We start from the raw sequence: 25,182 nt of genomic DNA on the forward strand, positions 1-25,182 counted from the left end.
CGTCCGCGCGAGCGGGCGGCCCCGTCGGCCTGGTGCGCGACCGCATCCCTGGCGAAGTGTGACGCCGCGTTGCAGGGCGATGTGCGCGACGCGACCCGATCGTCTGTACTTGTGGCAGCACCAAGCCCTGCTTATGGAGGTTCATCGTGGTCCACAGCACGTCCCCCCGCCGGGTCGGCATCGCCGGCGCCCTCGTCGCCGCGCTCGCGCTCTCGGCCTGCTCCGCGAGCGAGGCGTCCTCGCCCGCCGCCGGCGGCGACGGCGAGCCGGTCGTCGGCGGCACGCTCACCTACCTCGAGCATCAGGCCTACACCTCGCTCTACCCGCCGAGCGCGGGCTTCTACCCCAACGGCGCGCTCGTCAACAACCTCACCGCACGCCTGCTGCACCAGGACCCCGAGACGCTCGAGCTCGAGCCCTGGATCGCCACGGCGCTGCCGGAGGTGAACGACGACGCGACCGAGTACACCTTCGACATCCGCACCGACGTCACCTACTCCGACGGCACGCCGCTGACCGCCGAGAACGTCGTCGCGAACATCGAGCTCTTCGGGACAGGCGACACCGACCGCGCGCTCATCGTCTCCGAGGCGATCAACGACTTCACCGCCGGGGAGGTCGTCGACGAGGACACGGTGCGCTTCACGTTCAGCGCGCCCGCCCCCGGCTTCGCGCAGGCGGTCTCGACCATCAACTCGGGCCTGCTGGCCGACGCGACGCTCGAGCGCGACTCCGAGGGCTTCGGCCCTGGGAACGCGACCGAGATCATCGGCGCGGGCCCCTTCGTCGTCGAGTCGGAGGAGGTCGGCACCTCGATCCGCCTCGCCGCGCGCGAGGACTACGCCTGGGCCCCCGCGTCGGCCGAGAACCAGGGCCGCCCGTACGTCGACGCCGTCGACATCGTGATCGCGCCCGAGGACAGCGTGCGGATCGGCGCGCTCACCTCCGGCCAGGCCCACATCGCGCGGCAGGTCGAGCCGCAGCACGAGGCCGAGGTCTCCGCCGCCGGGATCCCCATCGTCGCGGCGCAGACCAACGGCGTGAACAACGGCCTCAGCTTCCGCTTCGGCCACCCGCTGCTCGAGGACATCCGCGTGCGGCAGGCGCTCATCGCCGGGATCGACCGCGAGGCGATCGTCTCGTCGATCTTCTCCGAGCAGTACCCGCTCGCCACCTCGTCGCTGTCGCAGACGGCGCTCGGCTACGCCGACCAGGGCGACGCCTACGCCTTCGACCCCGAGCTCGCGAACCGGCTGCTCGACGAGGCCGGCTGGGAGCCCGGCGCCGACGGCATCCGCGTGCGCGACGGCGAGCGGCTGCACCTGGTCGTGAACGAGGCGCTCCCGCAGCCCCGCTCGCGCGACGTCATCACGCTGGTCGCGCAGCAGCTGCGCGAGGTGGGCGTCGAGCTCGAGCTCTTCCAGGGCGACCAGGCCGCGCAGACCGCCGCATCGGCCGACGTGGAGCAGATCCAGATCTACCACTCGATGGTCGGGCGCGCGGACTTCGACGTGATCAAGAGCCAGTACTCGATCGAGAACCGCAGCACGCTGCAGAACGCCTACGCCGACGGAGAGCCGATCGACGCCGAGCTCGAGGAGCTGCTGCAGCGCGTCGCGTCGGAGCCGACCGTCGACGGCCGCGAGGAGGCCTCGGCCGCCATCCAGGCGCACCTGACCGAGCAGGCCTACGTGCTGCCGTTCTTCGAGGAACCGCAGGTCTACGGCGTGCAGCCGAACGTGCAGGGCTTCCGCACCGAGTCGGTGGGGCGCCCCTCGCTCGCTGCCGTCTGGCTCGAGGACTGAGGCGGGAGGCGAGCATGAGCGTCGTGATCCGACCCGCACCGGAGGCAGCTCCGCCCCGCTGGCGCCCCGCCGCGCCGCCGACCGCCCGGTTCGCGCTCCGCCGCGTCGGGCAGGCCCTCCTCGTGGTCGTCGCGACGTTCGTGCTCGCCTTCCTCCTGCTGCACGCGCTGCCGGGCGACGCGATCGTCGCCCGGTACGCGAGCCCCGAGCTTGGCCTCACCCCCGAGCAGCTCGAGGCCCTCCGCGTCGCCTACGGCGCCGACCAGCCGTGGTGGGTGCAGCTGGGCCTGTCGGCGGGGGGCTTCCTGACCGGCGACCTCGGCACCTCGCTGCAGAGCGGCGCGGAGGTCTCGACCCTCATCGCCGCCTCGCTGCCGCCGACGCTCGCGCTCGCGGGCCTCGGCTTCGCGCTCGCGGCGGTGCTCGCGGTCGGCATCGCCGCCGCCGCGACCTTCGCGGGCACCGAGTGGCTGCGCCGGGCGTTCCGCTCGCTGCCGCCGCTGTTCGTCTCCATCCCGGTGTTCTGGATCGGCATCGTGCTGCTGCAGGTGGTCTCCTTCCGGCTCGGGCTCATCCCCGTCATCAACGCGAGCCCGGCAGAGGCGCTCGTGCTCCCGGTCGTCACCATCGCGATCCCGATCGCTGCCCCGCTCGCGCAGGTTCTCATCCGCGCGATCGACGACACGCTCGCGGAGCCGTTCGTCATCGTCGCCCGAGCGCGCGGGGCCGGCCCGGCCTGGCTGCTCGGCAGGGAGGTGGCCCGGAACGCGCTGCTGCCGACCCTCACCATCGCCGGCGTGCTCTTCGGCGAGCTGATCGCGGGCGCCGTCGTCACCGAGACGGTCTTCGCCCGCTCGGGGCTCGGCCGCCTCACCGCCGATGCCGTCGCCACCCGCGACATCCCCGTGCTGCAGGCCGTGGTCGTCATCTCGGCCGTCGCCTTCGTCGTCATCAACCTCGCCGTCGACCTGCTCGCTCCGGCGATCGATCCGCGCCTCAGGAAGGAGGTGCGGGCATGAGCGCCGTCACGAGCCTCCTGCTCCCCCGCCGCGACGAGCCCGCCGCGCGGCCGAAGCCGCGCGCGACCCTCGTCGTCTCGATCGCCGTGCTCGCGATCGCGCTCGCCTGGGCGTTCCTGCCGTGGCTGTTCACGAGCCAGGACCCCCTCGCCGGCGTCGCGGCCGACGCCCTGCAGGCGCCGAGCGCCGCGCACCCGTTCGGCAACGACGCGACCGGCCGCGACCTGCTCGCCCGCGTCATCTTCGGCGCCGGCAACTCGCTCTCCGGCGCCGCGATCGCGGTGCTCGTCGGCCTCCTCGCCGGCACCGCGATCGGGGTGCTCGCCGGCTCCATCGGCGGCCTCGTCGAGGAGGGCCTCATGCGGGTGGTCGACGTGCTGCTCGCGATCCCCGGCCTGCTGCTCGCGCTGAGCGTGATCGTGCTGCTCGGCTTCGGCGTCACGAACGCCGCGATCGCCGTCGGCGTCACCTCGATCGCCGTCTTCGCCCGCCTCTCGCGCTCCCAGGTCGTGCGCGTCCGCCGCAGCGACTACGTCGAGGCGGCCTTCGGCTCGGGCGGCACCTTCCTCGCCGTGCTCGGCCGCCACGTGCTGCCGAACTCGCTCGGGGCGGTGCTCGCGCTCGCCGCGCTCCAGTTCGGCAGCGCCATCCTCCAGATCTCGACCCTCGGCTTCCTCGGCTACGGCGCACCGCCGCCCACGCCCGAGTGGGGCCTGCTCATCGCCGAGAGCCGCGACTACGTCGCGAGCGCCTGGTGGCTCACGACGCTGCCCGGCGTCGTGGTCGCCGCCGTCGTCCTCGCCGCGAACCGGATCGCGGCCGCCATCAGGGAGGCAACCGCATGACCGAGCCGCTGCTGCGCATCGACGGCCTCGCCGTCTCCTACCGCACCCGGCACGGCCGCGGCCTCCACGGCCGCCGCACCGCCGTCGAGGGCGTCTCGCTCGAGCTCGGCCGCGGCGAGGTGCTCGCGCTCGTCGGCGAGTCGGGCTCGGGCAAGACCACCATCGGCCAGTCGGTCATCGGGCTGCTGCCGGAGGGCGGCCGCGTCGACGCGGGGTCGATCGAGCTGCGGCTCGCCGGTCGTCCGGTCGACCTGGCCCAGCTGCCGCCGCGCGCGGTGCGCGAGCTGCGCGGCCGTCGGATCGCGCTCGTGCCGCAGGACCCGGGCACGTCGCTGAACCCCGTGCAGACCATCGGCGCCTCGGTCGCCGCACCGCTGCGCATCCACGCGGGCGCGAGCGCGGGCCTCGGCGGCCGCGACCGCATCCGCCGCCGCGTCGTCGAGCTGCTCGACCGCGTCGGGCTCGACGATCCCGAGCGGCGCGCGGGCCAGTACCCGCACGAGCTCTCGGGCGGCATGCGGCAGCGGGCGCTCATCGCCGCGGCCATCGCTCTCGAACCCGAGCTGATCATCGCCGACGAGCCCACGAGCGCCCTCGACGTCACCGTCCAGCGCCGCATCCTCGACCTGCTCGACGAGCTGCGCGCGGAGCTCGGCTCGAGCGTGCTGCTCATCACGCACGACCTCGCGGTGGCGGCCGAGCGCGCAGACCGCATCGCGGTGCTGCGCGGCGGCGCGCTCGAGGAGGCGGGCGCCACGCGCGCCGTGCTGCAGCAGCCGGCGAGCGCGTACACGCGCGAGCTGCTCGCCGACGCGCCCGCGCTCGCCGACCTCGCGCCGCGTGCCGCGCGCGCTCCTGCGGCGCCGCTCGTCGAAGTCGCCGGCCTCGTCCACGAGTACGGGCGGGGCGCGGATGCGTTCCGCGCCGTCGACGCCGTGACCTTCGGCATCGAGCGGGGCACGACGCACGCGCTCGTCGGCGAGTCCGGCTCGGGCAAGACCACGATCGGCCGCGCTGTCGCCGCGCTCCACGCGCCGACGGCCGGCGCGATCCGGATCGGCGGCCGCGACGTCGTCGCCGACCGGCGCGACCGGGGCATCCGCCGGCTCGTGCAGCTCGTCTCCCAGAACCCGTACGCCTCGCTCGACCCGCGCCGCACGATCGCGCAGACCATCGGCGAGCCGCTGCGCAACTGGCGTCCGGAGGAGGGCGGCCTGCGCGGCACTGGCCCCGGCGGCCGGGCGGAGCTCGCCCGCCGCGTCGCCACGGCGCTCGACCAGGTGGCCCTGCCCGCAGACGTCGCCGGCCGGCTGCCGCGCGAGCTCTCGGGCGGGCAGCGGCAGCGCGTCGCGATCGCGCGCGCGCTCATCATCGAGCCCGAGGTGGTGGTGCTCGACGAGGCGGTGTCGGCGCTCGACGTGACGGTGCAGTCGCAGATCCTCGACCTGCTCGAGGCGCTGCAGCGCGACCTCGGCCTCACGTACCTGTTCATCACCCACGACCTCGCGGTCGTGCGCCGCATCGCCGACACGACGACGGTGCTGCGCCGCGGCGAGGCCGTCGAGACCGGCAGCGCCGAGCAGGTGCTGACGGCGCCGCAGCACGACTACACGCGCGCGCTGCTCGAGGCCGTGCCGGCGCCCGAGTGGCTGCGCGCCGCGCAGCCGGACCGCGCAGCCGCGCCCGGCCCATCCGTCCGCACCGCGCAGCCCGTCCGCACCGCCCAGCCCGTCCGCACAGCCCAGGAGGTGGCCTGATGGCCCCAGAGATCGGATTCTTCACGCGCATCCTCGACGATGCCCCGGCCGCCGAGCGCTACCGCATCGCGCTCGACCAGATCGAGCTCGCCGAGCGGCTCGGCTACCGCACCGCCTGGGTCGCGCAGCACCACCTCGACCGCGACGAGGGCGGCCTGCCGTCGCCGTTCGTGCTGCTCGCCGCGGCCGCCGCCCGCACCCGGCGCATCCGGCTCGGCACCGCGATCCTCACGCTCGCGCACGAGCAGCCGACGCGCACCGCCGAGGACGCCGCGGTGCTCGACACGATCGCCGGCGCCCGCTTCGAGCTCGGGCTCGGCACCGGCGGCAGCCCCGCGACGCTCAGCGCCTTCGGCGAGGACCCCGCGCACCGCCGGGCCGTCTACGACGCGAAGCTCGTGCGCGTGCGCTCGCTGCTGGGCGGCACCGCCGACGTCACGATCGAGCCGCGGGCGGCCACGCTGACCGACCGCATCTGGCAGGCCACGTTCTCGGTCGAGGGCGCCCGCGCGATCGGCGCGCAGGGCGACGGGCTGATGCTCTCGCGGCTGCAGCCGCCGCCCGCCGGCCTGCCCGACGCGGCCCTGCCACCGCGCGTGTGGGACGTGCAGCGGCCCGTCGTCGACGCCTACCTCGACGCCCTGCCCGCGGGCGTGCAGCCGCGCATCCTCGCCTCCCGCAGCGTCGTCGTCGTCGACGCCACCGAGCGCCGCGCGGTGCGCGCGCACGCCGAGGCGGGCCTGACGCGGCAGCTCGCGCAGCTGCAGGGCGTCGCGCCCGGCTCGCTCACGCTCGACGAGCTGCTCGTGCGCAGCGAGACGCACCTGGGCACCGCGACCGAGGTCGCCGAGTCGCTCGCCGCCGACGCTGTCGCGGTCGGCGCGACCGAGGTGTCGATCCAGGCGCACTCGGTCGACCCCCACCACGAGATCACCGCGCGGTCGCTCGAGCTGTTCGCCCGCGAGGTCGCCCCCGCGCTCGGCTGGAACGCCGGGCGCACCCACGAGCAGGAGCAGGAGCACCGCCATGTCGCATGACGACGTCATCGACCACCTCGCCGAGATCCCCGCCGGGTCGCGGCTCGACGAGATCCGGCGCGCGCGGCCCGACGCGCGCGAGCACGCGCAGCAGAGCTTCCTCGCGCTGCTCGAGCCGGCGGCACCGGGCGCGCTCGGCCTCGCCGACCGCTACGCGATCGCCGCCTACGCGGCGATCCTGCACGACCCGTCGCCGGAGCGCTCGCGCGCGTCGGCGTTCTACCTCGAGCTGCTCGCGGACGAGGCGGACCCGGCCCTCGTCGCCGCGGTCGCCGACGCGGCCGACGCGGGGCGCGCCTCCGGGCCCTACGGCGGCTACCGCGAGCCCGACCTGCGCGGCGAGGCCGTCGACGGCCCCGCCGCAGCCGTCGACCGCAGGGCCATCCCGGCGCCGCTCGCGGCGGCCCTCGAGCACGCGCACCTGCTCGTGCTGCACCCGCGCGACGCTCGCCCCGAGTCGCTGCGCGCGCTCGTCGACGCCGGCTGGGAGGCCGACGCGATCGTCTCGCTCAGCCAGCTCGTGGCGTTCCTCGCCTTCCAGCTGCGGCTCGTGCACGGGCTCCGCGCACTCGCCGCCGCGCCCGCGGCACCTGCCGAGCCCGCCGCATCCGACCTCCAGGAGGCCCGCGCATGACCGCCATCATCGAGCACGAGGCGCTGCGGCGCCCGGAGCGCTTCACGCAGCGAGGGCTCGGCTGGGTGCCGTGGCTCCCGCCGGTGCCGGAGGGCGAGCTCACCGACGTGCAGCGGCACGCGCTCGTCGAGGCGTCGCGGTCGACGAGCCCGTACTTCCGGCTGCTCGCGCGCGACCCCGAGGCGCTGCGCGCCCGCACCCTCACCGACCTCGACATCTTCGGCAACGAGGAGGGCGGCCTGCCGCGCTGGGAGCGCGAGCTCTCGGCCGCGGCCGCGTCGCGGGTGAACGGCTGCGTCTTCTGCGCCTCCGTGCACGCCCGTGCCGCCTCGAGGCTCTCGGGCCGCGGGGACGACGTGCAGCGGCTCCTCGACGAGGGCGTCGGCGCCCGGGTCGACGAGCGCTGGGACGCGATCGCGGATGCCTCGGCGGCGCTCACCGCGACCCCCTCGGGCTTCGGGGCGGGGCACGTGGAGCGCCTCCGGGCGGCGGGCATCGACGACGCGGGCATCGTCGACCAGATCAGCGGTGCGGCGTTCTTCAACTGGGCGAACCGCCTGATGCTGTCGCTCGGCGAGCCGGAGGTCGTGTGATGGGAGTGCCTGCGCTCCTCGACCACGTCGTGCTGGCCGGCCCCGACCTCGCCCAGGCCGTCGAGCTCGTCGAGCGCGCCACCGGGGTGCGCGCGGCCCCGGGCGGGGCGCATCCGACCGGCACCGCGAACGCGCTGATCGCGTTCACCCGCGGCGGCGAGCGCGTGCGGCAGTACCTGGAGGTGATCGGGCCCGACCCGGCCTCCGGGAGGTCCGCCGACGAGACCGCCGCGTTCGGCATCGCGCGGCTCGATGCGCCCGCGGTGGCGAGCTGGGCCATCCGCCCCACCGACCTCGACGCCGCCGTGGCCGGGGCGCGCGCTGCCGACGTCGCGATCAAGGACGTCGAGCCGCTCTCACGCCGCACGCCGGACGGCGGCGAGCTCGCGTGGCGGCTCGCGCGGCCCGTCGATGAGCGGCAGCCGCCGTTCCTCATCGACTGGGGCTCGACGCCGCACCCGGGACTGGGCGACATCCCGGTCCTCGAGCTCGTCGGGCTCCGTCGGCTGGCGCGGTCGCCGGGCGAGGAGGAGGCACGCCTCGCCGCGCTGGGCGTCGAGACCGGCGTCGGGCCGGATGCGGTCGCCGTGGTGCCGGCGGAGGCCGACGGCTTCGAGGTCGAGGTGCGCGTCGGCGACCGCACCGTCGTGCTGCGCTGAGCCGGCGGATCGGCGCTCGGGGGTTCCGCTCGGCGGTCAGGAGCGCTTGGCTGGGAGACGAGGAGATCCCTCGCATCGCGGTCAAGGAGGATTCGCCATGGCATCTGTCGCACGCATCACCACCATCAGCTCGCGCTCGGACGTGAGCTTCGAGGACGCCGTCAAGCAGGGCATCGCGCGGGCCAGCGAGACGCTGCGCGGCGTCGAGGGCGCGTGGGTCAAGGACCACGTCGTCAACATCCGGGACGGCGCGATCACCTCGTGGCAGGTCACGCTCGAGGTCACGTTCGTGCTGGACGACGCGGGGCACCCGGTCGACGCCTCGGCCGACTGACCCGGCGCGGGCGGGGCGAGTGCGCCCCGACGTGCGCAGCGGGCGCGGCGGCAGTGCACGCTGCCGTCGCGCCCGCTGCGGGCATGTCGTCGGACGTCAGACGATCGAGACGGCGGCGCCGAGCCGCTGCTCGGCGAGGCGCGCGCCCTGCCCGAGCGACTCGAGCTTGGCGACGGCGATGTCGGGGTGGATGCGTCCGCCCAGTCCGCAGTCGGTCGACGCGATGACGCGCTCCGGCCCGACCAGCCGCGCGAAGCGCTCGATGCGGTCGGCGACGAGCTCGGGGTGCTCGACGACGTTGGTGGCGTGGCCGACGACGCCGGGAGCGATGCGCTTGCCCTCGGGCAGCTCGACGCGCTCCCACACGCGCCACTCGTGCTCGTGGCGCGCGTTCGCCGCCTCGAACGAGTAGGTGCCGGCATTCGCCTCGAGCACGAGCGGGGCGATGTCGCCGAAGGGCACGTCGGTCGTGTGCGGCCCGTGCCACGAGCCCCAGCAGATGTGCAGGCGCACCTGCTCCTCGGGCAGTCCGCGGATGGCGTGGTTCAGCGCGTCGATGCGGATGCGCGTGAAGTCGAGGTAGTCCTCGATCGTCGGCTCGGGGTTGATCTGGTCCCAGTTCTCGGCGAGCGAGGGGTCGTCGATCTGCACGATGAGGCCGGCATCGACGATGGCGCGGTACTCCTCGCGCAGCACGTCGGCCCACGCCCAGATGTGCTCCTCGTCGCTGCCGTAGTGGCGGTCGGCGATGCGCGCGGCCGAGCCGGGCGACAGCGCGGTGAGGAAGCCCTGCTCGGCGCTCGTGGCGGCGAGACCCGACCGGAGGTTCGCGATGTCGGTCGCGATGGCCTCGTGGCCGGTGTAGCGAAGCGCACCGGTCGTGGCGGGGAACGCGGTCGCGGGCGTCGACTTCAGCAGCGGGTCGTCGGGGTCGAGGTAGGCGTCCTTGAAGCGCACCCAGTCGCGGCGGTCGGGGAACGACGTGAGCCGCACGTCGCCGGGCGCGCTGCGCACCGGCGGCTCCGAGAAGATGTCCTCGCCGGTGACCTCGAGGCCCTCGACGCGCTGGAAGACGTAGCTCCACCACGCGCCGTAGTCGAGCGCCGACGACATGGCCTTGCCGTACTCGCCGTCGCCGACGATCGTGATGCCGAGCTCCTGCTGGCGGCGCACGAGGTCGCCGACGGCGTCGGCGAGCAGCGCCTCGAACTCGGGCGTGCGCTCGAGGGTCAGGCCGTCGTCGGCGAGGGTGCGGGCGGCGTTGGCGGCGAGCAGCTCGGGCGTGCGCGGCAGGCTGCCGGCGTGAGTGACGTCGATGCGGGTCATGTCGTGCCTCCTGAGGTCGTCATCGGCACGCTATGCGGCCAGCCGGCGGAGCCGGAACCGCGGCGGTCACGCTTCGTCACACACCAGGTCGTCACGCACTGCGCTCCGGGCCGAGCAGCTCGTCGAGGTAGCCCGGCGGGAACGCCTCGGCGAACGACCGGCGGGGGCCCCGCGTCACCCAGTCGACCGAGTCCTGCGCGCCCGGCGGCGCATGCGCGGACGGCCCGTCGGGATCGGGCTCGGAGCCACCCGACGGATCGGGCGGACGCAACTCGGCGAAGATCGGCCCGACGCGCTGCGGCACCGTCGTGACGACCTCCCCGATCGGCGTGGTCCACTCGATCTCGCCGTGCGCGAGCTGTCGCATCGACCACCGCGATCCGTGCTTCAGCACGTGGTCGCTCCGGCAGAGCGTCGCGAGGTTGTCGATGCTCGTCGTGCCGCCCTTCGCCCAGTCGCGCGTGTGGTCGAGATCGGCGCGCCGGCTGCCGCAGGCGCAGCCGGGGAACGTGCAGCCGCCGTCGCGCGCCTGCAGCCAGCGCCGCTGCCCCGCGCTCGGCCGATAGGTGTCGACGGTGACGGCGACGCCGCTGACCGGGTCGGTGAAGAGGCGCTCCCACACGGCGGAGCCGCCGGCGAGCCACTGCGCGGTGCTGCGGTCGACGAGCGTGCGGCCGTCGAGCGACGCGGGGAAGCTCAAGGCGGGGCCGACGGCCGCGCCGTGCTCGCCGTCGCCGAGCAGCTCGGTCGCTGGGATCAGCACCGACACGTGCGCCGTCAGCATCCTCGTGCCGTGCAGGTCGTCGGGTACCGTGCCGCCGAGCAGCAGCTCGCAGAAGGTGTCGGCGCGGAACTGGTCGAACGACCGCGGATCGTCCTTCGGCTTGCCGCGCGCCGCTTGGCTCAACCGGTCGAGGATGCCTGCCCCGAGCACGGCGGGCACCCGCGCCACGACGTCGCACATGCCGTCGCCCACGTCGAAGACCTCGACCCCGCGACGCTCGCGCGCGACGTCGTGCCGCTGCTGCAGCGGAGCCGCGAGCACCGCATCGACCACGCGCTTCGCGCGCCTGCGGAGCTGCCCGGGGCTCGACCGCTCCGCGACCGCGACGAGCTCGGCGACCACGCGGTCGCGCTCGTCGACGGCGACCTCGGGGTCGAGCCGCAGTGCGCGCGTCTCCCCCTCGATCACCCGCAGGTGGCTCACCGTGATGCGGCCCTCCGCCGCCGCGCCGTGCGCGGCCGGCAGCTCGGTGACCGTCTGCCAGGCCTCGGTCATGCGGCGCTCCATGCCGCGCGTCGAGACGCCGAGCTCCACTGCCGCGAGCGACGCGAGCTCGCGCACGGCGAGCGCCGAGTCGCCCTCGGCGTCGAGCACGCGCTGCAGATGCGCCGCCATCAGAGCGCGCCGCTCACCCTCGATGCGCGCCGACCGCGTCTCGAGCACGCGCATGCGCGCGGCGAACTCGTCGTCGGCGGCGAGCCGCGCGAGCGCGGGATCCAGCGGCGGCTCGCGCAGCTGCGCATCGAGCAGCCGCACCGTCGCCTCAGGCGTCCGACCGGCCGGCACGGCGAGCGTGCGGAACCCGCGCTCGGCGAGCTGCTCGGCGCGGAACGCGTCCTCGAGCTCGTCGGCGGTGCGGCCCAGCGGATCGACCAGCCGCCCCGATCGCACCAGCGCGATCGTCGCCATGTCGAGCCGGGCCTCGTCGTCCATGCACGCATCCCACCACGGGCCACTGACACGACACATAGCATCCCCGCCAGGCCCTCGTCGTCAGCGCCCGCGCCGTTTTGTCCCCCTCCCCTGTGACGCAGCCGTGAGTACCCTGGTGGGCGACCGGACGAGGAGTCGACCATGTCGGACATCACTTTCCAGCTGCTCGCGATCGGGCTCTACTTCGCGGCGATGATCGCGATCGGCGTCTACGCGGCGCGGAAGACGAAGAGCCACGAGGACTACATGCTCGCCGGGCGGGACCTGCACCCGGCGACCGCCGCGCTCTCCGCCGGCGCCTCCGACATGTCCGGCTGGCTGCTCATGGGCCTCCCGGGCGCCATCTTCGCCGCAGGCCTCATCGAGGCGTGGATCGCCATCGGTCTGACGATCGGCGCGTACCTCAACTGGAAGCTCGTGGCGCCGCGCCTGCGCGCCTACACCGAGGTGGCGCGCAACTCGATCACGATCCCGAGCTTCTTCGAGAACCGCCTGCGCGACCGCTCGCGCGCCCTGCGCATCGTCTCGGGCCTCATCATCCTGATCTTCTTCACCTTCTACGTCTCCTCCGGCATGGTAGCCGGCGGCGTCTTCTTCGAGTCGACCTTCGGCGCCGACTACATCTGGGGCATGCTGCTCGTCAGCGGCGTGACGCTCGCCTACACGCTCTTCGGCGGCTTCCTCGGCGCCTCGCTGACCGACATGGTGCAGGGCGCGATGATGTTCCTGGCGCTCATCATCATCCCCGTCATCGCGTTCTTCACGGTCGGGGGCCTGCAGGGCGTGCAGGACGGCATCGCCGACTCGGGCGCGCAGCTCACGGGGCTCATCCCCGCCGACGTCGACGGCATGGTCGTGCTCGGCATCATCTCGTCGCTCGCGTGGGGCCTCGGCTACGTCGGCCAGCCGCACATCATCGTGCGCTTCATGGCGCTGCGCTCGGTCGCCGCGGCGAAGCCCGCGCGCCGCATCGGCATCGGCTGGATGGTCATCTCGCTCATCGGCGCCGTGGTCTCGGGCTTCGTGGGCATCGCCTTCGTGCAGCAGTCGGGCCTCCCGCTCGACAACCCCGAGACGATCGTGCTCGCCATGTCGCAGGCGCTGCTGCACCCGTTCGTCGCCGGCCTCGTGCTGGCCGCGGTGCTCGCCGCGATCATGTCGACGCTCTCGAGCCAGCTGATCGTCTGCTCGTCGGCGCTCGTCGAGGACCTCTTCCAGGTCTTCGCGAAGCGCCCGCCGTCGCAGCGCCTGCTCGTCATCCTCGGCCGCTCGTGCGTGCTCGCCGTCGCCACGATCGCCGCGCTGCTCGCCATCACCCCGTCCGACACGATCCTCGGCCTCGTGGGCTTCGCGTGGGCCGGCTTCGGCGCCGCGTTCGGACCCGTCGTGCTGCTCACGCTCTTCTGGCGCAAGCTCACCAACTGGGGCGCGCTCGCCGGCATGATCGTGGGCGCCGCGACCGTCTTCATCTGGGACGCGATCGAGCAGGCCACCGAGATCGGCTTCTTCTCCCTCTACGAGATCGTGCCCGGCTTCATCCTCAACCTCGTCGTCGCGATCGTCGTGAGCCTCGCGACGCACCGCCACGACGAGGCCGTGCAGGAGGAGTTCACGCGCACCGGCCAGATCGTGGCGCTCAAGCCCGGCGAGGAGGGGCGCGTCAGCGCGGCGGCCGCGGCCGACCGCAACGTGCTCCCCTGACCGACACGCCGGCACGCCGTCGGGGCCGCGCGATAGCGTGACCTCGACGGCGCCGCGGCGTCGTCGACGCGCGCACGGGAGCATCGATGAGCGAGACGAGGACGGCACCGCCGGTCGCCGACGCGCCCGCCCGCGGCCCGGCGCATCCGCTCCCCCTCGGCCAGCCCCAGCCGCCGCTCGGCCGCTACCTGCGGTGCAGGACGCGCGGGCCCGTGCCGGTGACCGCGCTCTTCCCCGCCGCGCTGCAGCAGCGTGCGCTCGCCGATCTGGCTCGCGTACCGGCGATGCTCGCGTGCTTCATCGAGCGCCTGGGGCCGCATCCGTTCGACGCCTGCCTGCTCGTGATCGCCGACGATCCCGCGCGAGTGCCCGCCTCGCCGGGTGCCGCCGTGCTGCGCAGCGACAGCATCGACGGGTCGGGCAGCTGCGACGGCGCGCTCGCCGACGCCATCGCGCGCCAGTGGTTCGCGCGCGGGACCGAGGGTGCCGACGCGCGTGACGCCTGGCTCGTGCCCGCGCTCGCGCGCTACGCGACGTGGCTGTGGTGCGAGGCCGCGGGCGACATGACGACGGATGCGCTGGCCGCGGCCGAGCACGCACGGCTGGCCGGGCGGTCGGCCGGCGAGCCGCGCGACGCGCCCGAGCCCCAGGGCGCACCCACCGACCCTCGCGCCGGCCGCGGCGCGCTGCTGCTGCACGCGCTGCGCATCGAGCTCGGCGACGTGCGCTTCTTCGAGCTGCTGCAGGCCTGCAGCCTGCTGCACCCCACCGGGGCGGGCACCACGGACGGCTTCCGCGAGCTCGTCGGCGCCTTCGCCGAGCGACCGGTCGACGTGCTGCTCGACGCCTGGCTCGTCGACGCCGGGCTGCCGCCTGCGCCCGAGCGCCGCCGCCGCGCGCAGCGCCGTCACCGCCGCTGAGGCCGACGCCCGACGTCACCGGGCCGCGACCCGCGAGTGCCGGGTGCCTGCGCGCAGGAGCCCGAGGCATCCGGCAGACTGGCCCCTCGCCCGCGACCGGCCGCGGGCGATGACGGAGGAGAGCATGGCGAAGCGCCGCGCGCAGCGCACCGAGCCCACGACGGGCGAGCCCGAGCGCGTCACGGTCGTCGTCTGCCGCGGCGGCGACTGCGGCAGCCGTCGCAAGCACCCCGGCGTCGACCACATGGCGCAGCTGCAGGCGCTGCGCTCGCGCATCGACGGGGCCGACGTCGTGCCGAGCAAGTGCCTCGACGCGTGCGAGCGCTCGAACGTCGTCGTCGTGATGCCGGGCGACGCGGGCGCCGAGGCGGGCGCGACACCGGTCTGGATCGGCGAGGTGCTCGACGACGCCGTCACCGACGACATCGTCGAGTGGGTGAACGCCGGCGGGCCCGGGGTCGCGGCGCCGCCCGCGCTCGTCGAGATCCAGGAGTTCCGCCCGACGCGGCAGAGCCGGCAGGAGCTGCAGCCGGGGCACGCGCTGCCCTGAGCACCCCGCCCGCGCAGCGCGAGCCGCTCAGTCGCGCCGTCGGCTCCCGAGCCCCGCGAGCACGGCATGCAGCAGCGGCACGACCGAGGCGACCATGAGCGCCGTGCCGAACCCCTCGTCATCCGGGCGCACGAGCGCGCCCGCGACGAGCAGCCCCGCGAAGAGCACCGCCGAGACGACCCGCGCCGCGGTGCGCTCGAGCCGCGCGACGCGGCGCTCGAGGGCCGGCGATGACACCGCCAGCCTGCCCTCCTCGAGCCGCGTCGCGAGCGTGTCGAAGCGGCGCGGCAGGCCCACCGCGAGGCGCGCGAGCGACACCGCCTCGTCGACCGCGGCGCGCGCGATGCCGCCGCGCTCGTCGCGCAGCAGCCGCCCCGCGTAGGGCTCGACGGCGTCCCACAGGTTGAACTGCGGATCGAGCGAGCTGCAGACGCCCGAGGTGAGCGACATGGCGCGGATGATGAGCAGGAAGTGCTCGGGCAGCTGGAACGGCAGCGACCGCATGAGCTCCTCGAACTCGAGCGCGAACTCGCGGAACTCTCGCGGGTCGACCTCGCGCAGCTCGGCGAACCCCATGCCGCCGAAGCGGGCGAAGGCGCCCGTCATGGCGCGCTCGAGCTCGGCGGTGTCGGCCGACGGCAGCAGCGCGCCGACCTCGCGGATCGCCTCCACGAGCCCTCGCCCGTCGCGCGCGGCGGCCGCGATCAGCAGCGTGCGCAGCCCCCGGCGCGTGCTCGCGGGCACCTCGCCCATCATCCCGAAGTCGATGAACGTCAGCCGCCACGGCGCATCCGCTCCCCCGCCGCCGACCCCTCCAGCACCCCGCTCCACGGGCGTCACGAAGAGGTTGCCCGGATGCGGGTCGGCGTGGAAGAAGCCGTTGACGAACAGCTGGTCGAACATGACCGCGGCGAACGCGTGCGCGACCTCGGAGGGGTCGATGCCGGCGGCGCGCAGACCGTCGAGGTCGGTGAGCTTGATGGCGGTCACGTCGGCGAGCGTCAGCACGCGGCGGGTGGTGCGCTCCCACACCACCTGCGGCACCGCGACGCGCGGGTCGTCGGCGAAGTCGGCCGCGAACCGCTCGGCGTTCGCCGCCTCGTGGAGGTAGTCGATCTCCTCGAGGCTCGTCTGCGCGAACTCCTCGACGAGCGCCGGCATGTCGACGCGGTCCGACACCAGCCGCACCCGGCTCATCCACCCGCCGACGCGACGCAGCGCCGCGAGGTCGACGTCGACGATCGCCTGGATGCCGGGCCGCTGCACCTTCACGACCGCCTCGGCGCTGCCGAGGTCGGCCGCGTCCTGCGCGGTGAGCGTCGCGCGGTGCGCCTGCCCGAGCGAGGCGGCCGCGAGCGGCTCCGCCTCGATCGAGGCGTAGGCGCGCTCGAGCGGCATGCCGAGCTCCTGCTCGATCGCGTCGCGGATGGGCCCGAACGGCACCGGCGGGGCCTCGTCCTGCAGGCCCTCGAGCTCGCGGGTGATCTCGGGCGGCAGCACGTCGAGCCGCGACGACATGAACTGCCCGACCTTGATCATGAGCCCGCCCAGGTCGACCGCGAGCGCGTGGAAGCGGCGGGCGAGGCGCGTGAGCCGGGCGCCCCTGCCCCGTGCGGCGAGCCGCGCCATCCCGAAGCGAGGCAGCACGATCTCGAACCACCACATGCTCACGAGGTGGCGGGCGGCGAAGCGCAGGATGCGGCGGTAGCGGGCGCGCGTGGCTCCGACGTCGGGCATCGTCTCTCCTCGATCCCGACGCGCCGGCGGCACGCCGCTCAGTCCTGAGCGAGGATCGAGTAGAGCCTACGACGCGCCTCTTCAAGCACGGTCACCGCCTGCTGCACCTGCTCGGGGCTGCCGGTGCGGCCCACTTGCGCGGCCGCCTGGGCGAGGTCGAACCCGGCCTTCGGGAGCGCCGAGAAGCCGCGGCCGTCGCGCTCGCCGGTGGCCATCCAGGGCGCCGCCCGCTCGGCCGACTCGTCGGCGACCGCGCGCCCGCCCTCGGTCAGCGAGTACGTCTTGCGCCCGTCGGCCTCATGCGCCGTGATGAGCCCCTCGTCGGCGAGCAGCTGGAGCGTCGGGTAGACCGAGCCAGGGCTCGGCTTCCAGGCGCCGCCGCTGCGCTCCTCGATCTCCTGGATGATCTGGTAGCCGTGCATCGGGCGCTCGGCGAGCAGCGCGAGCACCGCCGCGCGCACGTCGCCGCGCCCCATGCGCGTGCCGCCGCGCTTGTCGAAGGCGGTGCGCAGCTGCTCCATCGCCTCCCACATGTGGGAGCCGGGCCCTGCGTTGAAGCCGCGGTCGAAGCCGCCGCCTGCGAACGATCCATGCATGATGACCTCCTCGCGCCGGCGAGTGTCGGCGATACTCAACGATATATCGCTCATCGCGCGAGCGGAAGAGGCGATCCGGCCCGCTCACCGCCGACGACCGGCAGGATGGAGCCATGACCGACCCGACGCATCCGACCCCCGACGACGCCGCCCCCGGCGGCGCATCCGACTCCGTGCTGGCCCATGAGGAGCCCGCATGGGTCGACCACGTCATGTGGTGGCACGTCTACCCGCTCGGCTTCGTCGGCGCGCCGATCCGGCCCGAGGAGACGCCCGGTCCCGACGCCGTCGAGCACCGGCTCGGCCGCATCGAGGCGTGGCTCGACCACGTGCTCGAGCTGGGGCTCAACGGCCTGCAGCTCGGGCCGGTCTTCGCGTCGTCGACGCACGGCTACGACACTGTCGACCACCTGCGCGTCGACCCGCGGCTCGGCGACGAGGACGACCTGCAGCGCCTCATCGACGCGTGCCGCGAGCGCGGCATCCGCGTGATGCTCGACGGCGTCTTCAACCACGTCGGCCGCGAGCACCCGGCGTTCCGCGCCCTCGAGCAGGAGGGGCCGGATGCGCCGACGGCCGGCCTCTTCCGCGTCGACTGGGAGGGGTGGTCGCCGGGCGACGCCGTGCGCGCCGACGTCTTCGAGGGGCACGACCAGCTGGTCGCGCTCGACCACGGTTCGGATGCGGTCGTCGACCTGGTCGTCGAGGTCATGGCGCACTGGCTCGAGCGCGGCATCGACGCGTGGCGCCTCGACGCGGCCTACGCCGTGCCGCCGGCGTTCTGGGCGAAGGTGCTGCCGCGGGTGCGCGAGCGGTTCCCGGATGCGTACGTGTCGGGAGAGGTGATCCACGGCGACGCCGCCGCGATCGTGCGCGAGTCGACGATGGACTCGCTCACGCAGTACGAGCTGTGGCAGGGCATCTGGCACGGCTTCGCCGACGGCAACTGCTTCGAGCTCGCGCACGCGCTCGAGCGCCACAACGCGCTGCTCGCCGACTCGGCGCCGAGCACGTTCGTCGGCAACCACGACGTCACGCGCATCGCCTCGGCGGTCGGCGTCGACCTCGTGCCGCACGCGGTCGCGGTGCTCTGCACCGTCGCGGGCACGCCGTCGGTGTACGCCGGCGACGAGTACGGATGGGTCGGCGAGAAGGAGGAGCGCATCGGCGGCGATGACGCGGTGCGGCCCGAGTTCCCGGCGGCGCCTCCCGCGCCCGACTCGCTGGAGCCTGCCGCCGCGGCCGTCTACGACGCGCACGGGGCGCTGCTCGCGCTGCGGCGCCGGCACCCGTGGCTGCACCGCGCCCACACCGACGTGCTGCACGTCGAGAACACCGCGATCGTGCTGCGCACCGGCACGCACGACGACCGGGTCGTGACGGCGCTCAACCTCGGCGACGAGCCGGTCGAGCTGCCGTGCGCCGACGCGACCGCGGTCGAGGCCGGTGCGGGCGAGGTGGAGGGCGAGGTCGTGCGGCTCGCGGCCCGAGGCTGGGCGGTGCTCAGCTGACGCAGGTCGGCTGACGCGGGTCAGCGCGCGCCGGCCGCCGCCCCGCCGGCGGCCGACAGCCGCGGATCGATCATCGTGATCCCCGCTGCGGTCGAGCGGTCGAAGCCGGGCAGGAGCGCCGCCGCCTCCTCGAGCCCGACCGTGCGCTCGACGAGCAGCTGCGGCTGCAGTGCCCCCAAGGCGATGAGCGCGAGCATGCCCGGGTAGTCGGCCGCGGCCATGCCGTGGCTGCCGAGCAGGTCGAGCTCCCACGCGATCACCCGCGACATGGGCACGCGCGGATGCCCGTCGACCGGCGGGAGCAGGCCGATCTGCACGTGCCGGCCGCGCCTGCGCAGGCTCAGCACCGCATCCGACGCCGTCTGCTCGCTGCCGACGGCGTCGACCGCCACGTGGCTGCCGCCGCCGGTGATGGCGGCCACCTCGGCCGGGATGTCGCGGCCGTCGGCGAGGATCGCGTGCTCGGCGCCGAGCCGCAGCGCGAGCTCGAGCGCCGCCGGGTTGCGATCGATCGCGATCGGCCGGGCGCCGAGGGCGCGCGCGATCATGACGGCGCTGAGGCCCACGCCGCCCGCGCCGACGACGGCGACCCACTCCCCTGCGGCGACGCGCGCGCGGCCTGCGAGGGCACGGTAGGCGGTCGCGAAGCGGCAGCCGAGGCTCGCCGCGGTCGCGAAGTCGACGCCGTCGGGGATGGCGACGAGGTTGGCGTCGGCGGCGTGCAGCGCCACCTGCTCGGCGAACGAGCCCCAGTGCGTGAAGCCGGGCTGCTGCTGGTCAGGGCATACCTGCGCGTCGCCGGCGAGGCACCACTCGCATGTGCCGCAGCCGCACACGAAGGGCACCGTCACGCGGTCGCCGACCTGCCAGCGGTGCACGCCCTCGCCGACCTGGCTCACGACGCCCGCGAGCTCGTGCCCCGGCACGTGCGGGAAGGCGATCTCGTCGTGGCCGGCCCACGCGTGCCAGTCGCTGCGGCAGAGCCCGGTCGCGAGCACCTGCACGACGACGCCGCCGAGCGGGGCGACCGGCGTCGGCACGTCGCGGACGACCGGGGCCGAGCGGATGTCGTCGAGGACGAGGGCGCGCATGGCTCGATCCTCGCAGGTGGCGGGCGGGCCGCGGAGCGGCGCTGCGGTCACGAGCAGCGGATCGGTCACGGATCGCGGACGATCTCTCCGCTGCTCGTGGCGGATCGCGGATGCATCCGCTTCTGGTGACGCCGTCGGGCGCCGGTCGGTCGGCGCGGCCGGCCCGCGCCGCCGCCGGTCAGACCATCGCGGCGGAGCGGTCCCACAGCTGCTCGGCGAGCACCGGGTCGACCGAGTCGGGGTTGACCTGCGTCGCGATGCGGCGGGCGTCGTAGTACTCGCCCGGCACGAACGTGGTGCCCGGCGTGCCCTGGGCGAGCCAGACGAGGTCGTCGGCGGCCCGCTCAGCCGAGATGGTGAAGAGCCGCCTGAGCGGCGTGTGGTAGATCCACCGCATGACGTGGTTCGTGTCGCTCGCGAAGCTCGTGGCGACGATGCCCGGGTGGAACGAGACTGCCGCGATGCCCTCATCGCCGTAGCGGCGCTGCAGCTCGCGGGTGAAGAGGATGTTCGCGAGTTTGCCGTTGCCGTAGGCACGATCGGCGCGATACCTGCGCGCGTTCTGCAGGTCGTCGATGTCGAAGCGCGCGAAGACGCGAGCGGCCTGGCTCGCGGTCTGGATCACCGTCGCGCGCCCCGCGGTCAGCGCCGGGAGCAGCAACGTGGTGAGGAGGAACGGCGCGAGGTGGTTGACCTGGAAGGTCCGCTCGTAGCCGTCGACGGTGAGCGCGCGCTCGCCCATGATGCCGCCGGCGTTGTTCGCGAGCACGTGGATCTCGGGGAAGCGCTGCAGCAGCTCGTCGGCGAGGCGGCGCACCTGCGCGAGCTCGGCGAAGTCGGCGACGAAGTGCGGCGCGCCGAGCTCGGCGGCGACCGCGGCGGTGCGCTCCGGCGAGCGGCCGACGACCACCACCTGCTCCCCCAGTGCGTGCAGCTTCCGCGCCGCGGCGGCGCCGATGCCGTCGCTCGCACCGGTGATGACGATCGTGCGCGACATCCGTGCCTCTCCTGCGGCGCTGCCTGCGCCGCCGGCACATCCTGTCACGGGCGCCTCGGCAGGCAGGTGACGCGGAGCGCTTGCGCGAGGCGACCGCGCCGACCACTGCCATGCTGTCCCCATGGCGCAGCCCAACGACCTCCTGGCCGTCCTCGTCGACGCCGACAACGTCCCGCCCGCGAAGATCGGTGCGGTGCTCACGGAGGTCGCGCGGTTCGGCACCACGTCGGTGAAGCGCGTGTACGGCGATTGGACAGCACAGAACCTCAGCGGCTGGAAGAAGGCCGCCAGTGAGCACGTCATCCAGCCGATGCAGCAGTTCGCCAACACCAAGGGCAAGAACGCGACCGACAGCGCACTCATCATCGACGCGATGGACCTGCTCTACACCGGGCGGTTCCACGGCTTCTGCATCGTGTCGTCCGACTCCGACTTCACGCGGCTCGCGTCCCGCATCCGGGAGACCGGCGTCACGGTGTACGGGTTCGGCGAGCGGAAGACGCCGGAGTCGTTCCGCAACGCGTGCGACCAGTTCACCTATCTCGACGTGCTCGAGGAGCCCGCTGCCGAAAGCAAGCCGCCCGCGAGCGCTCCCGTCGTGACGGCGAAACTGCGCAGCGACGCGAAGCTCGTCGCGGGACTGCGGACTTCCGTGACCACCGCCTCCGGAGAGGATGGTTGGGCAGTCCTCTCCACCGTCGGACAGCTCATGCGAAAGCAGCAGCCGGACTTCGACTCGCGGAACTGGGGCTACGCAAAGCTGTCGGAACTCGTCGGAGCCACGGAGCTCTTCATCGTCGAGACTCGGCCAGTTGGTGGCCACCGAGTTCGTGTGAAGCAGAAGAATGGCGACTGAGAACGGGCCAATAACCGACGTCGTCCTCGACCTCGACGGCGTGCTCTCCACGCGCGACACGTTCGCCACGCTGCTCGTGGCGGCCGCGCGGCGCTCGCCGCTCGTGGGCGTGCGCAGCACGCCCGTCCTCGTGCGCTGGGTGCGCGCCGGGCACGACGTGCCGCGCCACGCCGCCGCCTCCCGCGAGGTCGCCCGGAGCCTGCTGCGCGGCGTCACCGAGCCGATGTACGACGCGCTCGCCCACGACGTCGGCACGCGGCTCGGCCGCGTCGCCGCACGCGCCTCGATGGTCGAGGTGGCTGCCGAGGCGCGCCGCGCCGGCGCGCACATCGTCGTCGCCACCGGCTCCGAGCATCGCCTCGCCGGCGCGTTCCTCGCGGCCGCCGGCGTCGAGCACGACCTGCTGCTCGCATCCACCCTCCGCTTCACCGAGACCGGCCCGGTCTTCGACCGGCACATCCGCGGCGAGGGCAAGCTCGCGGCGCTGCGGGAGGCCGGGATCGACGTCGAGCGGCGACGCTTCTGGACCGACTCGTTCGACGACTTCCCCACGGCCCAGGCCGCCGCATCCGTCGTGCTCGTCGCGCCCTCGCGGCACTCGGCGGCGCGCTACCTCGCGTCCGGCTTGGCGGTCGAGCGATTGGCTTGAGGCGGGCATCCTGGAGATCGAGACGAAGCGAGGACCCACGATGTTCACCGGCCTGAGCGCCTTCCCCCTCACACCGCTGCGCGACGACCGCCTCGACCTCGCCGCGTTCAGCCGCATCGTGGCGATGCTGGCCGAGAGCGGCGTCGACTCCATCACCGCGCTCGGCTCGACAGGCTCCTACGCCTACCTCGACCGCGACGAGCGGCAGCGCGTCGTCGGCGCGGCCGTCGAGGCCGCCGGCGGCACCCCGGTCATCGCAGGCATCGGAGCGCTCCGCACCTCGCACGCGATCGCCTTCGCCCGCGACGCCGTCGACGCCGGAGCGCAGGCCGTGCTGCTCGCGCCCCTCACCTACCAGGCGCTCACCGACGACGACGCCTACGGCTTCTACGCCGATGTGCTCGAGCACCTGCCCGTGCCGCTCGTCGTCTACGACAACCCCGGCACCACGCACTTCACCTTCACCGACGCGCTCTACGGCCGCATCGCCGCGCTGCGCGGGGTCGCGTCGATCAAGATCCCCGGGCTGCCGGCGGGCGTGACGGCGGAGCAGCGCGTGGCGCAGATCCGCGACGTCGTGCCCGCGCACGTGACGATCGGCATCTCCGGCGACGCCTTCGCCGCGCGCGCCCTGAACGGCGGCTGCGACGCCTGGTACTCGGTCATCGGCGGCACGCTCCCCTCGCCCGCGCTGCGGATCACCCGCGCCGCGCAGGCCGGCGAGCGCGACCAGGCGGAGGCCGAGTCGGCGCGGCTGCAGCCGATCTGGGACCTCTTCGCCGCGCACGGCAGCAACCGCGTGGTGGCCGCGATCGCCGAGGAGGTGGGCCTCGCGCACCCGGGCAGCCTGCCGCTCCCCCTCCGCGGCCTCGACGAGGAGGGGCGGATGCGCGTGTGCGAGGCGCTCGCGGAGCTCGACCTGCGCTGACGCTCCGCGGCGGACGCGGCGTCACGTCCGGAAGCGCCATCGACCTGCTCGGTGGACACGACCAGAATGGCCGTATGACGCAGCCCGCTCCCCCGGCCGACGGCGACCTCGAGGCGCAGGAGCCGACGACCCGCCCCGGCGCCGCCCCGCTGCGGTTCCTCGACGACCTGCCCCGCTTCGTGTTCTTCACCGGCAAGGGCGGGGTCGGCAAGACGTCCGTCGCGTGCGCCACCGCGCTGCGGCTCACCGCCTCCGGCAAGCGGGTGCTGCTCGTGAGCACCGACCCCGCCTCCAACATCGGCCAGGTGTTCGGCGTGACGATCGGCAACGCCATCACGGCGATCCCCGACGTGCCGGGGCTGTCGGCGCTCGAGATCGACCCCGAGCAGGCTGCCGACGCCTACCGCGAGCGCATGATCGCGCCGGTGCGCGACCTGCTGCCGCCCGGCGAGATCGCCTCGCTCACCGAGAGCCTCTCGGGCTCGTGCACGACCGAGATCGCCTCCTTCGACGAGTTCACGGGCCTCCTGACCGACGCGGATGCGTCGGGTGGCGTCGACCACATCCTCTTCGACACCGCGCCGACCGGGCACACCTTGCGGCTGCTGCAGCTGCCGGGCTCCTGGACGGAGTACCTGACGACGGGCGGCGACGCATCGTGCCTCGGGCCGCTCTCGGGCCTCGAGAAGCAGAAGGCGACGTACGCGGAGGCCGTGCGCGCGCTGACCGACCCGGCGCGCACCCGACTGGTGCTCGTGAGCCGAGCGCAGCGATCCTCGCTGCAGGAGATCGATCGCACCTTCACCGAGCTCGCGAGCATCGGCATGCGCGAGGCCTCCGTCGTGATCAACGGCGTGCTGCCCGAGGCGGCGGGCGACGAGCCCATCGGGGTCGCGGTGCGCGCGAGGGAGGCCGCGGCGCTCGCGGCGATCCCGCCCGCCATCGCGGCGCTGCCGCGAGACCTCATCGACCTGCAGCCGCGCAACATGGTCGGGGTCGAGGCACTGTCGTCGCTCTTCGCCTCGGCGACGGCGCCGACCGCAGCGACCGGGTCCCCGCAGGCGGCCACCGCGATGCACGCGCCGCTCTCGGCGCTCATCGACCAGATGGAGCGGGATGGCCACGGTCTCGTGCTGTGCATGGGCAAGGGCGGCGTCGGCAAGACGACGATCGCCGCCGCCGTCGCCGTCGCGCTCGCGCAGCGCGGCCACGACGTGCTGCTCACCACGACCGACCCCGCCGCGCACCTGACGGAGACGCTCGCGGGCGACGTCGAGCACCTCACCGTCGCGCGCATCGATCCCGACGAGGCGGTCCAGCGCTACCGGGCCCACGCCATGGCGACGAGGGGGAAGGGCCTCAGCGACGACGAGCGCGCGGCGCTCGCGGAGGACCTCATGTCGCCCTGCACCGACGAGGTCGCCGTCTTCCACGAGTTCTCCCGGGCCATCCACGAGTCACGGCGGCGCTTCGTCGTCATCGACACCGCCCCCACCGGCCACACGCTGCTGCTGCTCGACACGGCCGGCTCCTACCACCGCGACATCGCGCGGCAGATCGGCGACAGGGGCAGCTTCGTCACACCGCTGATGCGCCTGCAGGATCCGGCGCGCACGAAGGTGCTCCTGGTCACGCTCGCGGAGACGACGCCCGTGCTCGAGGCCGAGGCGCTCCAGGTCGGCCTGGAGCGCGCCGGCATCCACCCGTGGGCGTGGGTCGTGAACAGCTCGATCGCGGCCGCGCAGCCTCGCTCGCCGTTCCTCGCGATGCGCGCGCACCACGAGCTCGAGCAGATCGCCCGGGTGCGCGAGCTCGCCGACCGGGTGGCGTCGGTGCCGCTGCTCGCGCACGAGCCGGTGGGCGCCGCCCGGCTGCTCGCGCTGGCCGAGGGGCGCGGCGCGGACGACTGATCCCCCACCG

Annotated in this window: 23 protein-coding genes; 17 read left to right on the forward strand and 6 right to left on the reverse strand. The window is 74.3% G+C overall.

Annotation, left to right across the window (positions count from 1 at the left end):
* Positions 1–146: 146 nt before the first annotated feature.
* The 9 genes from J2X49_RS09840 (at position 147) to J2X49_RS09880 (ending at position 8,683) form a co-directional block, all read left to right on the forward strand.
* The gene (locus tag J2X49_RS09840) at positions 147–1,805 is read left to right on the forward strand and encodes a TIGR04028 family ABC transporter substrate-binding protein (protein ID WP_310125509.1); all 1,659 of its coding nucleotides are present in this window, start codon (positions 147–149) and stop codon (positions 1,803–1,805) included.
* 14 nt (positions 1,806–1,819) lie between these two features.
* Positions 1,820–2,824, forward strand: coding sequence for an ABC transporter permease (locus tag J2X49_RS09845; RefSeq protein ID WP_128190327.1), 1,005 nt, complete (start codon positions 1,820–1,822; stop codon positions 2,822–2,824).
* Positions 2,821–3,669 carry an ABC transporter permease gene (locus tag J2X49_RS09850; protein ID WP_128190328.1) on the forward strand — a complete coding sequence of 283 codons (849 nt, stop codon included), beginning with the start codon at positions 2,821–2,823 and terminating at the stop codon, positions 3,667–3,669. The genes J2X49_RS09845 and J2X49_RS09850 overlap by 4 nt, the downstream gene beginning before the upstream one ends.
* Positions 3,666–5,426, forward strand: coding sequence for an ABC transporter ATP-binding protein (locus J2X49_RS09855; RefSeq protein ID WP_310125514.1), 1,761 nt, complete (start codon positions 3,666–3,668; stop codon positions 5,424–5,426). The genes J2X49_RS09850 and J2X49_RS09855 overlap by 4 nt, the downstream gene beginning before the upstream one ends.
* A complete protein-coding gene (locus J2X49_RS09860; protein ID WP_310125517.1) occupies positions 5,426–6,463 on the forward strand; it encodes an LLM class flavin-dependent oxidoreductase in 1,038 nt (345 codons plus the stop codon). The genes J2X49_RS09855 and J2X49_RS09860 overlap by 1 nt, the downstream gene beginning before the upstream one ends.
* Positions 6,453–7,097, forward strand: a complete 645-nt coding sequence (locus J2X49_RS09865; protein ID WP_128189767.1) for a CMD domain protein — start codon at positions 6,453–6,455, stop codon at positions 7,095–7,097. The genes J2X49_RS09860 and J2X49_RS09865 overlap by 11 nt, the downstream gene beginning before the upstream one ends.
* Positions 7,094–7,690 (forward strand): alkylhydroperoxidase domain protein, encoded by a 597-nt coding sequence (locus tag J2X49_RS09870; protein WP_128189766.1) that lies wholly within the window; start codon positions 7,094–7,096, stop codon positions 7,688–7,690. The genes J2X49_RS09865 and J2X49_RS09870 overlap by 4 nt, the downstream gene beginning before the upstream one ends.
* Positions 7,690–8,349, forward strand: coding sequence for a VOC family protein (locus tag J2X49_RS09875; RefSeq protein ID WP_128189765.1), 660 nt, complete (start codon positions 7,690–7,692; stop codon positions 8,347–8,349). The genes J2X49_RS09870 and J2X49_RS09875 overlap by 1 nt, the downstream gene beginning before the upstream one ends.
* A gap of 97 nt (positions 8,350–8,446) precedes the next feature.
* The gene (locus J2X49_RS09880) at positions 8,447–8,683 is read left to right on the forward strand and encodes a dodecin family protein (RefSeq protein WP_310125524.1); all 237 of its coding nucleotides are present in this window, start codon (positions 8,447–8,449) and stop codon (positions 8,681–8,683) included.
* A gap of 96 nt (positions 8,684–8,779) precedes the next feature.
* Here the strand turns inward: J2X49_RS09880 and J2X49_RS09885 are convergent, their stop codons facing one another.
* Entirely contained in the window at positions 8,780–10,009 is a 1,230-nt protein-coding gene (locus J2X49_RS09885; RefSeq protein ID WP_310125527.1) for a cobalamin-independent methionine synthase II family protein, read from the reverse strand.
* A gap of 91 nt (positions 10,010–10,100) precedes the next feature.
* The gene (locus J2X49_RS09890; protein ID WP_310125530.1) at positions 10,101–11,726 is read right to left on the reverse strand and encodes a DUF222 domain-containing protein; all 1,626 of its coding nucleotides are present in this window, start codon (positions 11,724–11,726) and stop codon (positions 10,101–10,103) included.
* Between the two features lie 141 nt (positions 11,727–11,867).
* Between J2X49_RS09890 and putP the strand changes: the two genes are divergently transcribed.
* From putP to J2X49_RS09905, 3 genes are all read left to right on the forward strand, one after another.
* The gene (gene putP, locus J2X49_RS09895) at positions 11,868–13,427 is read left to right on the forward strand and encodes a sodium/proline symporter PutP (protein WP_310125532.1); all 1,560 of its coding nucleotides are present in this window, start codon (positions 11,868–11,870) and stop codon (positions 13,425–13,427) included.
* 86 nt (positions 13,428–13,513) lie between these two features.
* Entirely contained in the window at positions 13,514–14,347 is an 834-nt protein-coding gene (locus tag J2X49_RS09900; protein WP_310125536.1) for a hypothetical protein, read from the forward strand.
* A gap of 124 nt (positions 14,348–14,471) precedes the next feature.
* The gene (locus J2X49_RS09905; RefSeq protein ID WP_310125539.1) at positions 14,472–14,897 is read left to right on the forward strand and encodes a (2Fe-2S) ferredoxin domain-containing protein; all 426 of its coding nucleotides are present in this window, start codon (positions 14,472–14,474) and stop codon (positions 14,895–14,897) included.
* A 27-nt stretch (positions 14,898–14,924) separates the two neighbouring features.
* Here the strand turns inward: J2X49_RS09905 and J2X49_RS09910 are convergent, their stop codons facing one another.
* Together J2X49_RS09910 and J2X49_RS09915 are read right to left on the reverse strand one after the other, a co-directional pair.
* Positions 14,925–16,634 carry an AarF/UbiB family protein gene (locus tag J2X49_RS09910; protein WP_310125542.1) on the reverse strand — a complete coding sequence of 570 codons (1,710 nt, stop codon included), beginning with the start codon at positions 16,632–16,634 and terminating at the stop codon, positions 14,925–14,927.
* 38 nt (positions 16,635–16,672) lie between these two features.
* On the reverse strand, positions 16,673–17,230 hold the full coding sequence (locus tag J2X49_RS09915; RefSeq protein WP_146354222.1) for a PadR family transcriptional regulator: 558 nt from the start codon (positions 17,228–17,230) through the stop codon (positions 16,673–16,675).
* A 212-nt stretch (positions 17,231–17,442) separates the two neighbouring features.
* On the opposite strand from J2X49_RS09915, the gene J2X49_RS09920 reads away from it, so the two are divergent.
* The gene (locus J2X49_RS09920) at positions 17,443–18,741 is read left to right on the forward strand and encodes an alpha-amylase family glycosyl hydrolase (RefSeq protein WP_310126035.1); all 1,299 of its coding nucleotides are present in this window, start codon (positions 17,443–17,445) and stop codon (positions 18,739–18,741) included.
* Between the two features lie 20 nt (positions 18,742–18,761).
* On the opposite strand, the gene J2X49_RS09925 is transcribed toward J2X49_RS09920, so the two are convergent.
* Positions 18,762–19,832, reverse strand: coding sequence for a zinc-binding dehydrogenase (locus J2X49_RS09925; RefSeq protein ID WP_310125545.1), 1,071 nt, complete (start codon positions 19,830–19,832; stop codon positions 18,762–18,764).
* 178 nt (positions 19,833–20,010) lie between these two features.
* Positions 20,011–20,829, reverse strand: a complete 819-nt coding sequence (locus J2X49_RS09930) for an SDR family NAD(P)-dependent oxidoreductase (RefSeq protein WP_310125548.1) — start codon at positions 20,827–20,829, stop codon at positions 20,011–20,013.
* Positions 20,830–20,950: 121 nt separating this feature from the next.
* Between J2X49_RS09930 and J2X49_RS09935 the strand changes: the two genes are divergently transcribed.
* From J2X49_RS09935 to arsA, 4 genes are all read left to right on the forward strand, one after another.
* Positions 20,951–21,685 (forward strand): NYN domain-containing protein, encoded by a 735-nt coding sequence (locus tag J2X49_RS09935; protein WP_310125551.1) that lies wholly within the window; start codon positions 20,951–20,953, stop codon positions 21,683–21,685.
* On the forward strand, positions 21,675–22,334 hold the full coding sequence (locus J2X49_RS09940; RefSeq protein WP_310125554.1) for an HAD family hydrolase: 660 nt from the start codon (positions 21,675–21,677) through the stop codon (positions 22,332–22,334). The genes J2X49_RS09935 and J2X49_RS09940 overlap by 11 nt, the downstream gene beginning before the upstream one ends.
* Before the next feature lie 40 nt (positions 22,335–22,374).
* Positions 22,375–23,262, forward strand: a complete 888-nt coding sequence (locus J2X49_RS09945) for a dihydrodipicolinate synthase family protein (RefSeq protein ID WP_310125557.1) — start codon at positions 22,375–22,377, stop codon at positions 23,260–23,262.
* 149 nt (positions 23,263–23,411) lie between these two features.
* On the forward strand, positions 23,412–25,172 hold the full coding sequence (gene arsA, locus J2X49_RS09950; RefSeq protein ID WP_396131278.1) for an arsenical pump-driving ATPase: 1,761 nt from the start codon (positions 23,412–23,414) through the stop codon (positions 25,170–25,172).
* Positions 25,173–25,182 lie beyond the last annotated feature (10 nt).

This window comes from Agrococcus sp. BE272, assembly GCF_031457935.1.
Taxonomy (GTDB): domain Bacteria; phylum Actinomycetota; class Actinomycetes; order Actinomycetales; family Microbacteriaceae; genus Agrococcus; species Agrococcus sediminis.

What these genes read in the sequence shown, in the direction of transcription:
- J2X49_RS09845 (WP_128190327.1), top strand. Translation starts at nt 1,820, where the DNA reads ATGAGCGTCGTGATCCGACCCGCACCGGAGGCAGCTCCGCCCCGCTGG.
- J2X49_RS09850 (WP_128190328.1), top strand. Translation starts at nt 2,821, where the DNA reads ATGAGCGCCGTCACGAGCCTCCTGCTCCCCCGCCGCGACGAGCCCGCC.
- J2X49_RS09855 (WP_310125514.1), top strand. Translation starts at nt 3,666, where the DNA reads ATGACCGAGCCGCTGCTGCGCATCGACGGCCTCGCCGTCTCCTACCGC.
- J2X49_RS09860 (WP_310125517.1), top strand. Translation starts at nt 5,426, where the DNA reads ATGGCCCCAGAGATCGGATTCTTCACGCGCATCCTCGACGATGCCCCG.
- J2X49_RS09865 (WP_128189767.1), top strand. Translation starts at nt 6,453, where the DNA reads ATGTCGCATGACGACGTCATCGACCACCTCGCCGAGATCCCCGCCGGG.
- J2X49_RS09870 (WP_128189766.1), top strand. Translation starts at nt 7,094, where the DNA reads ATGACCGCCATCATCGAGCACGAGGCGCTGCGGCGCCCGGAGCGCTTC.
- J2X49_RS09875 (WP_128189765.1), top strand. Translation starts at nt 7,690, where the DNA reads ATGGGAGTGCCTGCGCTCCTCGACCACGTCGTGCTGGCCGGCCCCGAC.
- J2X49_RS09880 (WP_310125524.1), top strand. Translation starts at nt 8,447, where the DNA reads ATGGCATCTGTCGCACGCATCACCACCATCAGCTCGCGCTCGGACGTG.
- J2X49_RS09885 (WP_310125527.1), bottom strand. Translation starts at nt 10,009, where the DNA reads ATGACCCGCATCGACGTCACTCACGCCGGCAGCCTGCCGCGCACGCCC.
- J2X49_RS09890 (WP_310125530.1), bottom strand. Translation starts at nt 11,726, where the DNA reads ATGGACGACGAGGCCCGGCTCGACATGGCGACGATCGCGCTGGTGCGA.
- putP (WP_310125532.1), top strand. Translation starts at nt 11,868, where the DNA reads ATGTCGGACATCACTTTCCAGCTGCTCGCGATCGGGCTCTACTTCGCG.
- J2X49_RS09900 (WP_310125536.1), top strand. Translation starts at nt 13,514, where the DNA reads ATGAGCGAGACGAGGACGGCACCGCCGGTCGCCGACGCGCCCGCCCGC.
- J2X49_RS09905 (WP_310125539.1), top strand. Translation starts at nt 14,472, where the DNA reads ATGGCGAAGCGCCGCGCGCAGCGCACCGAGCCCACGACGGGCGAGCCC.
- J2X49_RS09910 (WP_310125542.1), bottom strand. Translation starts at nt 16,634, where the DNA reads ATGCCCGACGTCGGAGCCACGCGCGCCCGCTACCGCCGCATCCTGCGC.
- J2X49_RS09915 (WP_146354222.1), bottom strand. Translation starts at nt 17,230, where the DNA reads ATGCATGGATCGTTCGCAGGCGGCGGCTTCGACCGCGGCTTCAACGCA.
- J2X49_RS09920 (WP_310126035.1), top strand. Translation starts at nt 17,443, where the DNA reads ATGTGGTGGCACGTCTACCCGCTCGGCTTCGTCGGCGCGCCGATCCGG.
- J2X49_RS09925 (WP_310125545.1), bottom strand. Translation starts at nt 19,832, where the DNA reads ATGCGCGCCCTCGTCCTCGACGACATCCGCTCGGCCCCGGTCGTCCGC.
- J2X49_RS09930 (WP_310125548.1), bottom strand. Translation starts at nt 20,829, where the DNA reads ATGTCGCGCACGATCGTCATCACCGGTGCGAGCGACGGCATCGGCGCC.
- J2X49_RS09935 (WP_310125551.1), top strand. Translation starts at nt 20,951, where the DNA reads ATGGCGCAGCCCAACGACCTCCTGGCCGTCCTCGTCGACGCCGACAAC.
- J2X49_RS09940 (WP_310125554.1), top strand. Translation starts at nt 21,675, where the DNA reads ATGGCGACTGAGAACGGGCCAATAACCGACGTCGTCCTCGACCTCGAC.
- J2X49_RS09945 (WP_310125557.1), top strand. Translation starts at nt 22,375, where the DNA reads ATGTTCACCGGCCTGAGCGCCTTCCCCCTCACACCGCTGCGCGACGAC.